Source organism: Rhodohalobacter sp. (assembly GCF_034521535.1).
Taxonomy (GTDB): domain Bacteria; phylum Bacteroidota; class Rhodothermia; order Balneolales; family Balneolaceae; genus Rhodohalobacter.
The window spans coordinates 44,547-58,638 of the sequence record NZ_JAXHMF010000010.1; the positions used below are offsets into that span (position 1 = coordinate 44,547).

The 14,092-nt window shown below is 44.6% G+C and carries 12 protein-coding genes; 5 read left to right on the forward strand and 7 right to left on the reverse strand.

Translation table 11 applies throughout. The features are described from left to right. Window positions 1-7 precede the first annotated feature (7 nt). The 4 genes from U5K35_RS18505 to U5K35_RS18520 all read right to left on the reverse strand — a co-directional run bounded on the left by U5K35_RS18505 (window position 8) and on the right by U5K35_RS18520 (window position 5,820). Window positions 8-397 carry a four helix bundle protein gene (locus tag U5K35_RS18505; protein ID WP_416221674.1) on the reverse strand — a complete coding sequence of 130 codons (390 nt, stop codon included), beginning with the start codon at window positions 395-397 and terminating at the stop codon, window positions 8-10. A 43-nt stretch (window positions 398-440) separates the two neighbouring features. After that, window positions 441-3,713 (reverse strand): efflux RND transporter permease subunit, encoded by a 3,273-nt coding sequence (locus U5K35_RS18510; RefSeq protein ID WP_322573006.1) that lies wholly within the window; start codon window positions 3,711-3,713, stop codon window positions 441-443. Window positions 3,714-3,725: 12 nt separating this feature from the next. Beyond that, complete coding sequence (locus U5K35_RS18515) at window positions 3,726-5,066, reverse strand: efflux RND transporter periplasmic adaptor subunit (RefSeq protein WP_322573007.1); 1,341 nt, start codon at window positions 5,064-5,066, stop codon at window positions 3,726-3,728. A 298-nt stretch (window positions 5,067-5,364) separates the two neighbouring features. Then, complete coding sequence (locus U5K35_RS18520; protein ID WP_322573008.1) at window positions 5,365-5,820, reverse strand: GAF domain-containing protein; 456 nt, start codon at window positions 5,818-5,820, stop codon at window positions 5,365-5,367. A gap of 123 nt (window positions 5,821-5,943) precedes the next feature. Between U5K35_RS18520 and U5K35_RS18525 the strand changes: the two genes are divergently transcribed. From U5K35_RS18525 to U5K35_RS18535, 3 genes are read left to right on the forward strand one after another with little or no spacing between them, the layout of a single operon-like run. Then, window positions 5,944-6,624, forward strand: a complete 681-nt coding sequence (locus tag U5K35_RS18525) for a MarC family NAAT transporter (protein ID WP_322573009.1) — start codon at window positions 5,944-5,946, stop codon at window positions 6,622-6,624. An 8-nt stretch (window positions 6,625-6,632) separates the two neighbouring features. Next, on the forward strand, window positions 6,633-7,100 hold the full coding sequence (locus tag U5K35_RS18530; RefSeq protein ID WP_322573010.1) for a DinB family protein: 468 nt from the start codon (window positions 6,633-6,635) through the stop codon (window positions 7,098-7,100). Between the two features lie 51 nt (window positions 7,101-7,151). Beyond that, window positions 7,152-8,570 (forward strand): alanine/glycine:cation symporter family protein, encoded by a 1,419-nt coding sequence (locus U5K35_RS18535; protein WP_322573193.1) that lies wholly within the window; start codon window positions 7,152-7,154, stop codon window positions 8,568-8,570. Between the two features lie 759 nt (window positions 8,571-9,329). Here the strand turns inward: U5K35_RS18535 and U5K35_RS18540 are convergent. Both U5K35_RS18540 and mce read right to left on the reverse strand, forming a co-directional pair. After that, on the reverse strand, window positions 9,330-9,746 hold the full coding sequence (locus U5K35_RS18540; protein WP_322573011.1) for a hypothetical protein: 417 nt from the start codon (window positions 9,744-9,746) through the stop codon (window positions 9,330-9,332). 93 nt (window positions 9,747-9,839) lie between these two features. After that, window positions 9,840-10,238 (reverse strand): methylmalonyl-CoA epimerase, encoded by a 399-nt coding sequence (gene mce, locus U5K35_RS18545; RefSeq protein WP_322573012.1) that lies wholly within the window; start codon window positions 10,236-10,238, stop codon window positions 9,840-9,842. A 109-nt stretch (window positions 10,239-10,347) separates the two neighbouring features. Here mce and U5K35_RS18550 point away from each other — a divergent pair, with 109 nt between their 5' ends. Together U5K35_RS18550 and U5K35_RS18555 are read left to right on the forward strand one after the other, a co-directional pair. Then, entirely contained in the window at window positions 10,348-10,776 is a 429-nt protein-coding gene (locus U5K35_RS18550; protein ID WP_322573013.1) for a YciI family protein, read from the forward strand. 7 nt (window positions 10,777-10,783) lie between these two features. Continuing rightward, window positions 10,784-11,359: a DNA-3-methyladenine glycosylase I gene (locus U5K35_RS18555; RefSeq protein ID WP_322573014.1), complete on the forward strand. Its 576-nt coding sequence runs from the start codon at window positions 10,784-10,786 to the stop codon at window positions 11,357-11,359. A 160-nt stretch (window positions 11,360-11,519) separates the two neighbouring features. Here the strand turns inward: U5K35_RS18555 and topA are convergent, their stop codons facing one another. Then, a complete protein-coding gene (gene topA / locus U5K35_RS18560) occupies window positions 11,520-14,069 on the reverse strand; it encodes a type I DNA topoisomerase (protein WP_322573015.1) in 2,550 nt (849 codons plus the stop codon). Window positions 14,070-14,092: the final 23 nt, after the last annotated feature.

Below are 14,092 nucleotides of genomic sequence, written 5' to 3' on the forward strand. Positions count from 1 at the left end.
TGTTTAATTACTGTTTATATTTTGGACCCTTTATATCAGATTTTTTGAGATAATTCATTAATGTTGAAATTTTCTTACTGATAGAAATTGCGCTGTTTGTAAGTGATTTAAGTTTGGCTTCAGTAATGTATTTACAGTCAAAAGCTCTATAAAGTTGGGAGCGTGTTTCGCCGCAAGATCCCTTAGCTATACTAAGAAACTGTATGAATTCTTTATTACCTCCACGCTCAAATCCTTCAGCGATATTATCCATTATTGAACCAGATGATCCGCGAATTTGATCTATAAGTTTAAAGTCCCTTGAAAATGGCTCAAGACTGGTTATCTGATATACATCCTTGCAAAGCTCTCTGGAGAGCTGCCATATTTCCAGATCTTCAAACCTTTCAACTTTCATAGAACCTCCAACTTTAAACCTTAAACCTTGAACCTTAAGAACTTTAAACCTTAAGCGGATCTTCCTTGTGTATAGCATCAAAACCGGCTTTTTCTACCAGCGAATTGATCAGGTTATACATACATGGAACGGCAAAAAGCATCAAGATGGTACTCATGGTTAAACCACCAATTACAGCGCGGGCCATCGGGCTCCAAGTCTCTGCACCGGCACCCAGCTGAAGCGCCAGAGGAACCATCGCTAAAATGGTGGTAAAAGCGGTCATCAAAATGGGACGTAACCTTCTGCCTGCACCGTTTACAATTGCATCGTGCCGGTTCTGTCCCCGCGATTGCAGAATTTTGATATAGTCAATCATCACAATACCGTTATTCACTACAATACCGGTCAAAAGTACCAGGCCGACCATCGCCGTAACGCTTATCGGTGTTGACGTAATCCAGAGCATTAGCAGTACTCCGGTGAGTGCCAGTGGAATGGTTACGATAATGATAAATGGCTCAACAAGGCTTTCAAACTGAGATGCCATTACCATATAGGTCAAAATTCCGGCAATGAGAAAGGCTATCATCAAATAGAAGAACGACTCTCGCTGTTCTTCAGCTGATCCACCCAGCTCATATCGATATCCCTCCGGGAAATCAATGTTGCCTATGGCTGCATTCGCCAGTTCAGTTGCAGTCTGCAGATCAATACTGCCCAAATCACCTTCCACCTCAACCATTCTCTCCTGGTTAACCCGTAGAATATTTGATGGGCCCGTGTAGCGCTCAATGCGTGCTAAATTCTTTAAAGGCATCCAGTCGCCCGCCGGTGTCTGGATCTGAAGTTCCTCCAATGAGGTAGATTGTGCTTTGTCTATGGGATCGATTTCAACCAGCACTTCAAACTCAATTCCTTCATCTACAAACGTAGTAGCGGTTGCACCCTGAACAGCGTTGCTTAAAGAGGTGGCTACCTGAGATGTGGTCATTCCCACCCGGGCAATTCGCTCCCGGTCCATCTCTACACGAAGTTCGGGGCGTCCCTGATCGGCAGAGCTAAATACATTTACGATACCTTCAATGTCGTCCAGTTCAGTCATTACTTGTGAGGCCAGTGCCCGTTTTACATCCTGATCAAATCCATAAACCTGGACAATTAATCCGGTTTCGCCATCGGGGCTGAGCGGATCTTCCCGAATTTCCCTGATATTTGCACCCGGAACCGCGTTCAACGATGAAAGAACGGAAGAAGCAATCTCCATCTGGCTTCGATCACGATCGCCAACTTCTACGAGCTCTATTCGAATTCTCCCCTTATTGCCACCGGGATTGTCGGCACCTTCGATGCCAATCTTATCGCCATAATCCGAAACAATGAGCCGGGCCTCGGGAACTTCTTCACGAATAATATTTTCAGCCTGAATGATTGTGCGTTCAAGTTCCAGCAGGCTTACACCGGGCTCGCGCTGCACCTCCAGAATGATGAAGTTTTCATCAACCTGAGGGAAGAACTCACCGCCAAGCAGGAAATATATCGGCAGTGAAGCTATGAGGAGCGCGAATGCACCAAAAACTACGAGCCCGCTTCTTTTCAGGCTTTTGTCCAGTGCGTTTTTGTAACCGTTCTCCATTCGATCGAAGGCTCGGCCCAAAGCCGGACCCAAACGACCCGAAAAGAAAGATTTAGATTTGGAGGCAATCCAAGCCCAGATTTTCAGGAATGGCCAAAGCAGGAAATATCCGATGAAGAGTGGAATGGCCAGGATTCTTGTGAATATATTCTGTCTGCGCCAAACCAATAGTTTGTTCATCAGATTTTTGGCCGGATCTTTTTTATCCGCGTCAATCAGTTCCCTGTCAAACAAGCGAGAGCTCAGAACGGGAATCAACGTAATTGCAATGAGCACGGAAACAATCAGGGCAAAGGAAATGGTAAGGGCCAAATCGCGGAATAACAGTCCGGCGATTCCGGGTACGAAAAGTATCGGGAGGAAAACGACAAGGGTTGTCAGGGTAGAGACGATAACCGGAGCGGCCACTTCCTGAGCACCCGAAACAGCCGATACTTTGCTGGTCTCGCCATCCTCTTTAAATCGGAAAATGTTTTCCAGCACTACAACAGCGTTGTCCACAACCATACCCACGGCCAGGGTAAGCCCGGAGAGCGAAATGATGTTCATGCTCACATTCGAAAAGTCCATGATGCTGAATGTGGCAATGATAGAGATCGGGATGGTAATAGCCACCACCAGGGCAGATCTTCCGTTTCGAAGAAACAGCAGGAGCATAATAATAACCAGGATCACCGCTTGCAGCCCGGTCATAATCAAATTGTTAATAGAGAGGCTAATGAAATCTGCCTTGTTCGTCAGTATCTCAAGGCTTACATCTCCGGGCAACACATTGCGAATCTCATCCAGGGTGTTTACAACTCCACCGGCGGCGCTTACAATGTTGCTGTCGCTCTGTTTGTAGATGTTCATGATAACGCCTTCGTTACCCTGAACCCGTACATTTCCGATTGGCTGTGCGATCCCGTCTTCAACCCGGGCAATATCTTTCAGATAAACCGGATTTCCCTCGTCAGTAACCGAAACAATGCTGTTCCGTATCTCTTCAATATTTTTAAAATCACCGATAGTTCGAAGTGAGAATACGGTTTCACCCTCGGTAAGTTCACCGGCGGGGACCTGCACATTTTCCTGTCTCAGCCGGTTCGAAATGTTGCCCACATCCAGATTGTAGGTAAGCATTTGGGCGTTACTGATTCGCACGTTGATCTGTCGGTCAAATCCTCCGGCTGTTTCCGCCGAAGCTATTCCCTCAATCCGCTCTATCCGCTGCTCAATCTGCCTGGTAGCTAACGTTCGCAACTCCCGCGGACTCCGTGAATCTGAGGTTAATGCTAGAACCAATACCGGTTCATCGTTCGGGTCGTAAGAGAAAACAATGGGCTGCTCAACTTCATCAGGGAGGCCTCGCCGGATCATATCAAGGCGTTTCCTCACTTCGGTTTCGGCAATAAATAGATCTGTTCCCCAGTTGAAATTTAATTTTACAACCGACGATCCCTGGCTAGAGAGAGAGCGTACGCGCCGGACACCGGATATACTGCCAACCTGCTCTTCGATAGGCCGGGTAATCAGCGCTTCGATATCTTCCGGAGCTACACCTTCAAATGTGGTATATACAGTAATTGTGGGGAAAGATACATCAGGGTATAAGTTAAGCCTGAGATTATTCAGGCCATACAGGCCGAACCCGATCAGTATGATGCTGGCCATCATAAAGGTGATGGGCCTGTTTACAGCAATTTTGGGTAAATTTTTCATGAATCTTGGTTCTTAATTATTACCGCTTTCTTGCTGATTATTCCCGGAGCGCTGATTGCGATTTTGCTGTATTCTCTCGCGCATTTCCTGCCGCTCTTCCGGAGACATGTTCTGAAGTCTCTCTCTTCTCTCTTCAGGGCTTAGGTTCATTAAACTTTGAACCTGAGAGGTATCCTTTTGAACTTGTTCAGGTTCTTCTCTTTCAATAGAACCGGCTACCCGAATTTTGGAACCGTCATCTAAATTACGCTGACCGGTTACGATTAAACCATCACCCGGCTGAAGTCCGCTAATAACCTCAATTCGATCACCTTGCTGTATTCCCAGCTCAAGCTCACGCCTTACGGCTATTGAATCGCCCTGATTCACAAATGCTGAATAGGTTCGTTCAAGCTCAATGGTTCCGGTTTCCGGTTCAATGTAAGTGTCCACTTTTTCTACCATGGCCGACCGCGGAATTACAACTGCATTTTCTCTTGTTTGAAGATTAATACGAGCCTGAACCAGCGCTCCCTGATAGATGGATGTTTCAGTTTCTGTAAGAGTGATGACCACTTCACCCAATCCTGTTGTTGGATCAAGCTGTGGACTGATTCGCGAAACCACACCCTCGGCGATGGCCTCCGAACGGCTCGATAGAGACAGGGAAACACTTTGGCCGGGCTGTATGAGCTCCCAGTCCTGAAGAGGTAAAAAGACCCGGGTTTCAAATCCAACAAGGTTGGCAACTTCGAAAGCAACCTGTCCTGATGTAGCTATTTCACCCTCTGCGATGGAACGGCTCAATACAACACCGTTCACAGGCGACTTGATTTTAGTGTTTGCAAGATTTTCCTGACTCTGAGAAAGATTTGCTCGGGCAGCTTCCAGTTGCGCTCTGCTGTTAAGATATGTAGCCCGTGAGTTATCAAGTTCAGATCGGCTGATGAGATTTCGCTCAAAAAGCTGCTCTTGGCGAGCAAATTCAGAGCTATCGCGTTCAAAAGCTACTTCCTGTTGGCGGATTTGAGCACGTGCCTGCTCAACGGCATCTCTGAATGTGGCGTCATAAATTTCTGCCATCACCTGACCTTCAGACACATTATCGCCCAGATCAACCAAAATTCGGGTTACCCTGTTTGATACCTGAGGAGTAATGGAGACAACATCCTGTGCCCGGATTGTACCGTAAGACAATACCTGATCAGAAATGGATTCAGTTTGAACGGGTACTACTTCAACACTGGCTGCGGATCCTTCGCCAAAGCCACCCTGCCGGTTAGATGATCTTTCATTGTTTTCGTCAGATGATCCGCACGATGTGAGTGTGAATGCAAAAATTATCGCTGCGGATAGGTAAAGTAGCTTTTTCAACCGATTAGTCGTTTTATTAAAATTTTGATTTTGAAAATGTAAGAAGTCGTACGAAAGAATATTACAAGAGATACAATTTATCACAGATAAAGCCCTGATTTTTATAATTTATTACAACTTTAAATGTTTTGTAAGACCTCATTCATTATTGCCAAAAACCGATCGTCTGCCCAAAAGATATGCTCGGAATTTTCAGGCCTTATCTTAGACGAAAGAAAAATAGATCGGTTTGGTTGATGTGCAAAAAACCACCCGCCTCTCATCTTCGTTCAGGTGGCTAGTGTTAGGATTGAGCTGCTTAGAATATTGCAGAAAGCTCTTTACATATATCTTCACAAAGTGTTTGGAGATCCTGAGTGATAGCATCCTTGGTGTGAGAGTCGATATCAAGCTCTCCAACAAAACGATCCTCCTTCATGATTGGAACAACGATCTCGGATTTTACATGCAGACTACAGGCCAGGTAGTTGTCTGCTTTATTTACATCCTGTACAACAAAAGTTTTCAGAGTGTTAGCCGCCTGTCCGCAGATTCCCTTGCCGAATGGGATACGTGTATGATCGGTTTCTTCACCAACATATGGACCCAGTTCCAGCATATTCTCCTCATCCTTAGCTACAAGATAGAATCCGGTCCAATCGAACACATCAACATCTTTGTCTAAGAGCTCGCAAATGGCTTGAAGTTTTTCATTCCTGCTTTTATCACTGTTTATAATTGATTTTGCCTTACTTATAGTTTCTGAATAGGACATGATGAGTAGAGATTTTTGTTTCTGAAAATTGGGTGAGTAAAGGTAACAATTATTTCAACTTCTCTGAATATTAGAAGGAATTTTTGGTATACAATGGAATAAATCATTTTTATCTTTGGAGCTATGTTTGAATGGATACCTGATACAGTTACAGATGGAACGGCATCTCACTTTTTAACCTGGGGGGGACTTCTTTTTGCAAGTTTTACCTCACTGTTTTCCGTTGTTAACCCTCTTGCGGCAATGCCGCTGTTTTTGTCTTTAACAGACCGGTTTAGTGACGCTGAGCGAGATCAGACAGCTCTCTGGGCCTCGTTTTATATGTTTGGCGTACTTATCGTTTTTCTGCTGCTTGGTACGTTTATACTCAGCTTCTTTGGAATTTCACTGCCCGGAATTCGGATAGCCGGCGGATTAATCATTATGCGGGCTGCTTATTCGATGTTAAATCCGGAGAAGTCGGGAAGAAAGCTTACGGCTGAAGATGAAAAAGCTGCGTTGGAAAAAGAAGATATCTCATTCAGCCCGCTTGCTCTGCCGCTATTGTCGGGGCCGGGAAGTATTGCTGTAGTGATTGGATTTGCTACACAGGCCGAGAGTGTTTTTGATTACCTAATAAATGGTATCTCTATATTTCTGGTTGTTGTAGCAACGTATATCCTGTTGAGGCTGGCACCAATATCAGCAAAATATATTGGACATACCGGACTCAACGTAATGACCCGGTTAATGGGTTTTATCGCACTGTCTATCAGTGTGCAGTTTATTTTAAGCGGAATTGGCAGATACTTTGGACTCGCATAATTAATTGAATGGATCAGCGTCAGGCACTTCAGCTTCTCTTTACCTACGATTTATGGTGTACGCGCAAATTGCTAGATCACATAAACGATCACTCTCCATTTAAAAAAGATGTGGCCTGCCTCGCATTTCTGGCCCACATAGTAAACATACAGGAAATATGGTTTAGCAGAGTTGTCGAAACCTCGTTTAGTGAAACCGAAAAGTGGGATGAGTATAAACCGGGAGAGCTTCGCAAAAAAGCCAGAAAACTAAACAAGAAGTGGTTAGATCTCATTGGTGATCACGAAGTTGAACTCGATTCAGAAATTATTTTTTTTACTGAAAAAAGGGTTAAAAAAAGTGCAGAATTAAAAGATATTTGCAGACATCTTGTTATTCATGGCGAATTTCACCGAGGTCAAATTTTACTTTTTCTCAGAAATTGTGATATTAAGCCGCCTATGATCGATTATTCTGCATATCGATCTGTGCTCTGAAAGCAGTTGCTTTCTTGTAACTAAAAATAAAACCCAATGTGAGGTGCTGCTCTGGAATTTTTAGAACAACTTTTTGTCGATTTTGCCAATTATGCCTGGGGGACGCCACTTCTGGTTTTGCTTGTTGGCGGCGGAATATTTTTTCTCGTCTTCAGTCGGTTTATGCCTTATCGAAACTTCAAACACGGTATTGAAGTACTTTCCGGTAAGTATGAAGACCCCGATGCACCCGGCGATATCAACCATTTTCAGGCTCTCTCCAGTACGCTTGCCGCAACCGTTGGAATGGGAAATATCAGTGGAGTTGCGATTGCCTTAGGTATTGGCGGACCCGGTGCTATTTTCTGGATGTGGGTCACCGCCATAGTGGGAATGGCCACTAAATTCTTTACCTGTACGCTCTCAATTATGTATCGCGGTGAGGACAGCAGCGGTAAAATTCAGGGTGGTCCGATGTACTATATTACAGAAGGTTTGGGTCAAAAATGGAAACCGCTGGCGATCTTTTTTAGTGTTGCCGGTTTGATCGGTTGTACCCCAATGTTTCAGTCTAACCAGCTCACGCAAATTATTCGGGATACGATGCTGGCGGAAAACGGATTGCTTGGATACGAAACCATGATCCTTGCCGGATCAGTTCTTACTGAAACAGGATTTCGCCTTTCAGATATGATCGTGGGTTTGATACTTGTAGCCCTGGTTTCATTGGTTATTTTTGGCGGAATTAAACGGATTGGCCATGTAGCTGCACGATTGGTGCCATTGATGGTACTTCTCTACATTTTTACTGTTGTGTATATCATCATCAATAATATTGTTGATGTGCCGCATTACTTCTGGTTGATTGTTTCGGACGCATTTACCGGTGAAGCTGCTGCCGGCGGTGCATTATGGGTGGTTATTTCGAACGGTATTCGCCGTGGAGCATTTTCGAATGAGGCGGGAATCGGTACGGAAGCGATGGCGCACGGTGCCGCTAAAACACGCGAGCCGGTTCGTGAAGGACTGGTTGGAATGCTTGAGCCCGCAATTGATACGCTTCTTGTTTGTACAATGACGGCTTTCGCACTGCTTATGACAGGCGCCTGGACCGATAATACGGTTGACGGTATAACGATGACGGCTGTAGCATTCGATACAGGAATTCCTGTATTCGGAACTTACTTACTGCTGATCTGTGTGTTTATCTTCAGTATTACAACCATGTTTACCTATTCGTATTACGGTACTAAGTGTCTCAACTTTATAGGAGGTGCACACCGAAAGCACTACTACAACTACTTCTATATCTTCTCAATCTTCATCGGGTCTATTACAACAATTGATATGGTAGTTAACCTCGTTGACGGAATGTTTGCAATGATGGCGATTCCAACCATGATTGGTACACTTTTATTGGCTCCAAAAGTGGTAGAAGCTTCAAAAGATTATTTTATGCGCAAGAAAAGGGGCGATTTCGATCACTACTAAATCGTAAAAGTCAGAAAAATAGTACAGAAAAGGGGTGCCGGATCGTTTAGGAGAGATCTCTCGATGCATTCTCTGCCGATAGCTTTTGCGGCACTCCAATCAATAGGAGGGTACGTTTGTGGGGGTAACGGACTTGAAACGGCTGTGGATTATGATCAAAGTTCCAAAACACACCCCTCGGTGTAAAAATCGGTGTGCCACCGTTTTTACATCCTTTTCCCCTCTCAAGCCACACCTGGTCCCGATTTTTCGGGGAGGGGAGTTCTACCCTGTATCACCTTTTAAATAGTGTTGCGCCGTTTTTGTAAATCTAAACAGGGAACTTGCCCTGTAAGGGCAGAATGTGATTAGCCTCAGGTGCAGCGAAGCGAAACCTGGGGTATATAAGGCAACACCTATCACCCGCCGAACAGAGAGATTGGTTTGAAGCACATTACTGGATAGAGGCGGTCATTCATCGAATTTGTTCTTTATATTATGACCAACGGATCTAGCTAAAGAAAACGATCAATATTTTTGTTGCTTAATGGATCTTTAAACTCGCTGCTGTGCTTGCCACCGGTGGCAGATTAGGAAAAGCTTCTCATTGCACATCAAACACCCCTCCCCGAGAAATGCATTCAGGGCCAGAAAAATATTGGCAGTGGGGACACCTTCCTGTAATAGATGTTTTGTGGCATAAAGTTTAAAGAGTCCGCATGAGTGAGATGTTCTCAATGATGGATTGTTCTATCTACCCACAAGGTTGCCAGTAGAAGCTCAATTTTTAGCTTGGTACTCCTTCAGGGTCTGAATATACTCGTAGCGGGCTTTGATTCCCGCGCGGTTACCGTAAATCATTCCCAGAATACAGGATAAAGCCAGAACAAAAAGAATCAGTAGTTCTGTGGTAGTGATGGCATCTGAAAATACAATAATCCAAACGGCGGGTGGTAAAAAGACAAGAGCCGTCAGCAGCATATGCAGGTTTGTTGGAAAAGGAACTTTACGAATGTATCGTTTTACGGCAGCATAAGTGAGATTCAGGTATAGAAAACCAAATGCCAGAAGTACCAAAGTGCCAATCCAGCCGGGTTCGGTGATAAATTCCAAAAAACGGTTGGTAAACAGGATAATGGCCAGTGAAATCATAACTGTCCATGTGGCGTAAGCAAAAAAACGAGCGCCGTCTTTCATACAAATGATGGGATTAGTTTTAAGAAATTACAGTCTGTAAAGGTAAGGCTGTTTAAACTGAAGTGAAAAATTGTATCCGGAGTTTACGCCGGTCTATTTTTTAGACTGACAAAGTTCAACCAAGACTCCATGATTTCCCTTTGGATGCAAAAAAGCCACTAATTTGTTATCAGCTCCCTGTTTGGGAGAGTCATTCAATAGAGTGAATCCTTCACTTTTTAATCGCGCCATCTCAGCGTCGATATCCTCCACTTCAAAAGCCACATGATGAATTCCTTCACCGCGTTTTTCAATATAGGTATTGATAACAGAATCGGGTGCGGTACCTCCCAGAAGCTCAACTTTCGACTCACCCGTTTGAAAAAAAGCCGTATCCACTTTTTCAGTTTCTACAACTTCGCGTTTGCAGCATGGGGTGTTTAGGATTTTCTCGTACGTTTTAACGGCTTCCTCAATATTTTTTACGGCAATACCAATGTGGTCAATATGCATAGTCTGCGATTTATTTTATATAGTCGTTAAATGAATTTTGTCTGATGTGTTCATCATAAAATAAAACTTTGTAGCTTCTCTGTCACAACTTGAATTAACGGGTGGGAAAATGAAAACATTGCTCTTTACAATTGGACTGATTCTGGCGGCTGCGGTAACAGTTTCCGAAGCTCGACAAACCGACTCTACAGCGGTTCCTGAAACGTTTATTTACGAATGGGCCGGAGAGGAGATGACTATGCAGAAATATTTTATCGTCTTTTTGAAGTCGGGTCCCGAGCGCAGTCAGAACGCCGAAGAAGCAGCCCAACTGCAGCAACAGCATCTTCAGTACCTGGGAAATTTATACGAGGAAGGACTAATTGTTCTGAACGGCCCAACCGGAGATGGAGGTGATATTCGCGGATTTTCAGTTTACAGTACGGCCACAATTGAAGAGGCTGAAAATTTGGCGTCAGGTGATCCCATGGTGAAAGCAGGAAGGCTCGAAGTGGAAGTGAAGCCGTGGTGGCTTGCAAAAGGATCTGTGGTTAACTGAGGAAAAAATGGCAGACAGAAAACGATGCGAATGGGTTGAGGGTACGTTTCAGCAGTATGTCGATTATCATGATCGGGAGTGGGGCGTGCCGGAACATGACGACCGGGTTCTATTCGAGTTTTTGGTTCTGGAGAGTGCTCAAGCCGGACTTAGCTGGAGTACAATTTTAAAAAAACGGGAGTCTTACCGCGAAGCATTTGCCGGTTTTGATCCGGAGAAAGTGGCTCAATTTGATGATTCTGATGTAGAGCGGCTTATGCAAAATGATGGAATTGTCCGGTATGATAAAAAAATCAGATCAGCCATCCAGAATGCCAAATGCTTTTTGGAGGTTCAAAAGGAATTTGGATCATTCGATAAGTATATCTGGGATTTTGTGGATCACAAACCGATTATAAATGCTCCGGAATCACTGAAGGAAGTGCCCGCTAAAACGGAGCTGTCAGATCAAATTGCAAAGGATCTGAAAAAGAGAGGTTTTTCATTTTTAGGCAGCACAACAGTCTACGCCTATCTGCAGGCATGCGGCCTGGTGAATGATCATACAACAGATTGTTTCCGTTTTAACGAGCTGAAATCCTGATTTTGAGATAAGAATTTGCTAAAGAGTGTCCCCCTTCGAAGGGGGAATAAGGGGGATGACTGTCTGAGTGCTGATTTAAAACCAGAAAACTTCAGTGCAGAAAAAGAAAAAGCCCCGACAAACATGCCGGGGCTTTTCAATAGATTGTTTATAAAAAAAACTACTTCTTTCCTTTTTCATCAATCAGCTGAACCGCATCACCCATCGACACTTTTTCGGGCTCTGTTCCTTTTGGCAGGGAGATGTTCTTCTTGCCATATTTCAAATAGGGTCCGTAGCGGCCGGTCATCACTTTGACGGGCTTGTCCGTCTCGGGATGATTTCCGAGCTCAGCAATCGTTGAACTTCCGCGACTGCCTTTGCCCTTCTCTTTCAGAAGTTGCACGGCGCGATCGAGATCAACCGTGAGTACATTATCATCTTTTTTCAATGATTTAAACGTGCCGTCATGCAAAACAAAAGGGCCATATCGTCCCACACCGGCCTTCACAACTTTACCGGTTTCCGGATGTTCACCCAGAGATCGGGGCAATTCCAGGAGTGATGTTGCGAGATCGAAATCAACATCGTCGGGTTTCATGCCTTTCAGTAAAGAAACACGCTTGGGCTTCTTATTATCGTCAGTGACCTCTCCAAGCTGCACATAAGGCCCGTAACGTCCTGAAAGCACAAAGACGGGCTCACCTGTTTCCGGATGGTTCCCAAGCGATTTAGGACCCTCTTTCTCAGCTTTCATCAATTCTCTGATTTTCTCGGCTGAAAGCTCGCCCGGGTCCAGATCCACGGGAAGTGAAGTGGTTATTTCCTCACCGTCAATTTCACCTTTTACGTATGGACCATAGCGGCCAACGTGCACCTGCATGCCGTTGAGTCCTTCAATAGGTAGGTTCAGCACGCGTGCTTCCTGAGGATCAATTTTATCCTCGCGCTGATCAACCTTCTCTTTCAGGCCATCTTTGCCTTTATAGTAATCATCCAGATATTTGACCGGGTCGTACTTACCCTTGGCAATTTGATCCAGCTTGTCTTCAAGTGCCGATGTAAATTCACTGTCCACAATTTCTGGAAAATGATTCTGCAGAAGTTCGGTAACGGCAAAAGCGGTATAGGTAGGCACGAGGGTTTTCCCCGCTTTCTGTGCATATCCACGATCCTGAATGGTGCTTATAATGGTAGCATATGTACTTGGCCGTCCTACTCCACGCTTTTCAAGCTCTTTCACTAATGTAGCTTCCGTAAATCTTGCGGGAGGCTTGGTCTCATGGGAGATCGATTCCAGATCGTGGAGATCTATTGTTTCACCTTTCTTCATTTTGGGAAGAAAGTTTTCCTGATTTTCAAGTGCCTCATCAGGATCATCACTTCCTTCTACATAGGCACGGAAATAACCGGGGAACAAGATCTTTTTACCGTTTGACCGGAAATCTGCCTCGGTATCGTCTTTTTTTGCCGTGATGGTGACGTTTGTAAACTCAAGCTCAGCTTCTGCCATCTGGGTAGCGATAGTACGCTTCCAAATGAGGTCGTAGAGTTTAAATTGTCGACCGCTGAGTTTCGCTTTTTCCGGGTGTGTAAAACTTGATCCTGCCGGACGAATAGCTTCGTGAGCTTCCTGTGCTCCTTTCGATTTTCCGTAATTCCGAACACGCTTGAAGAGATAATCTTCACCATACTGTTGCTCCACTTCATTACGGGCCGCGTTAATCGCCTGACCTGACAGATTCATGGAGTCTGTACGCATGTAGGTGATCAGTCCGTTTTCATACAGCTTCTGAGCGATACTCATTGTATCACGGGCTGAAAATCCGAACTTGCGGTTTGCTTCCTGCTGCAGGGTAGAGGTAATAAACGGTGGAGCCGGATTTCGCTTTTGAGTTTTTACATCAATATCAGTTACAGACCAATCCGCTTCATTCAGCAAATCTCTCAGCTTCTCTGAATCTTCTTTCAGCAGAAGTACAACACTGTCCGGTTTTTTCAGTTTACCTGTATTTTCGTCAAAATCTTTTCCGCTGGCTAAACGCTTTCCGTTTAGATGCATGAGATCCCCCGGGAAGGAGTTCTTTTTGTCATCTTCCTTGGAAAGTTGTGCCTTAAGGTCGAAATAAGTGGCTTTTTTGAATTTCATTCGTTCCAGTTCACGCGATACCAGGAATTCAACCGCAACAGACTGAACACGACCTGCAGAGAGGCCCGGCGCAATTTTTTTCCAGAGCAGCGGTGAGATCGTATAACCTGCCAGACGATCCAAAATTCGGCGCGTTTCCTGGGCATGAACCAGGTTCATGTCGATATCCCGAAAGTTTTCGAGAGCGTTTAGAATGGCCTCTTTGGTGATCTCGCGAAAAACCATTCGCTTAACGGGTACTGTTGGTTTTAAAAGCTCGGTTAAATGCCACGAAATTGCTTCACCTTCACGATCTTCATCCGTTGCGAGTATGAGTTCATCGGCATCCTTCAGTTCTTTTTTTAGCTTTGCAACGATTTTCTTTTTGCCCGCGGGAACTACGTAGAGAGGATCATAGCGGTCATCAACATTAATGCCGAGATTTGACCATTCCTCTTTTTTATACTTGGCGGGAATCTCTTTGGCTGATGATGGTAGATCGCGAATATGCCCCATCGAAGAATCTACCACATATCCTTTTGGCAGATATTTCTTGATTGTTTTTGTTTTTGTAGGGGACTCAACAATTACTAACGATTTCATGAAATATGGTTTATTCAGGTTTC

What these genes read in the sequence shown, in the direction of transcription:
- U5K35_RS18505 (WP_416221674.1), bottom strand. Translation starts at nt 397, where the DNA reads ATGAAAGTTGAAAGGTTTGAAGATCTGGAAATATGGCAGCTCTCCAGA.
- U5K35_RS18510 (WP_322573006.1), bottom strand. Translation starts at nt 3,713, where the DNA reads ATGAAAAATTTACCCAAAATTGCTGTAAACAGGCCCATCACCTTTATG.
- U5K35_RS18520 (WP_322573008.1), bottom strand. Translation starts at nt 5,820, where the DNA reads ATGTCCTATTCAGAAACTATAAGTAAGGCAAAATCAATTATAAACAGT.
- U5K35_RS18525 (WP_322573009.1), top strand. Translation starts at nt 5,944, where the DNA reads ATGTTTGAATGGATACCTGATACAGTTACAGATGGAACGGCATCTCAC.
- U5K35_RS18530 (WP_322573010.1), top strand. Translation starts at nt 6,633, where the DNA reads ATGGATCAGCGTCAGGCACTTCAGCTTCTCTTTACCTACGATTTATGG.
- U5K35_RS18540 (WP_322573011.1), bottom strand. Translation starts at nt 9,746, where the DNA reads ATGAAAGACGGCGCTCGTTTTTTTGCTTACGCCACATGGACAGTTATG.
- mce (WP_322573012.1), bottom strand. Translation starts at nt 10,238, where the DNA reads ATGCATATTGACCACATTGGTATTGCCGTAAAAAATATTGAGGAAGCC.
- U5K35_RS18550 (WP_322573013.1), top strand. Translation starts at nt 10,348, where the DNA reads ATGAAAACATTGCTCTTTACAATTGGACTGATTCTGGCGGCTGCGGTA.
- U5K35_RS18555 (WP_322573014.1), top strand. Translation starts at nt 10,784, where the DNA reads ATGGCAGACAGAAAACGATGCGAATGGGTTGAGGGTACGTTTCAGCAG.
- topA (WP_322573015.1), bottom strand. Translation starts at nt 14,069, where the DNA reads ATGAAATCGTTAGTAATTGTTGAGTCCCCTACAAAAACAAAAACAATC.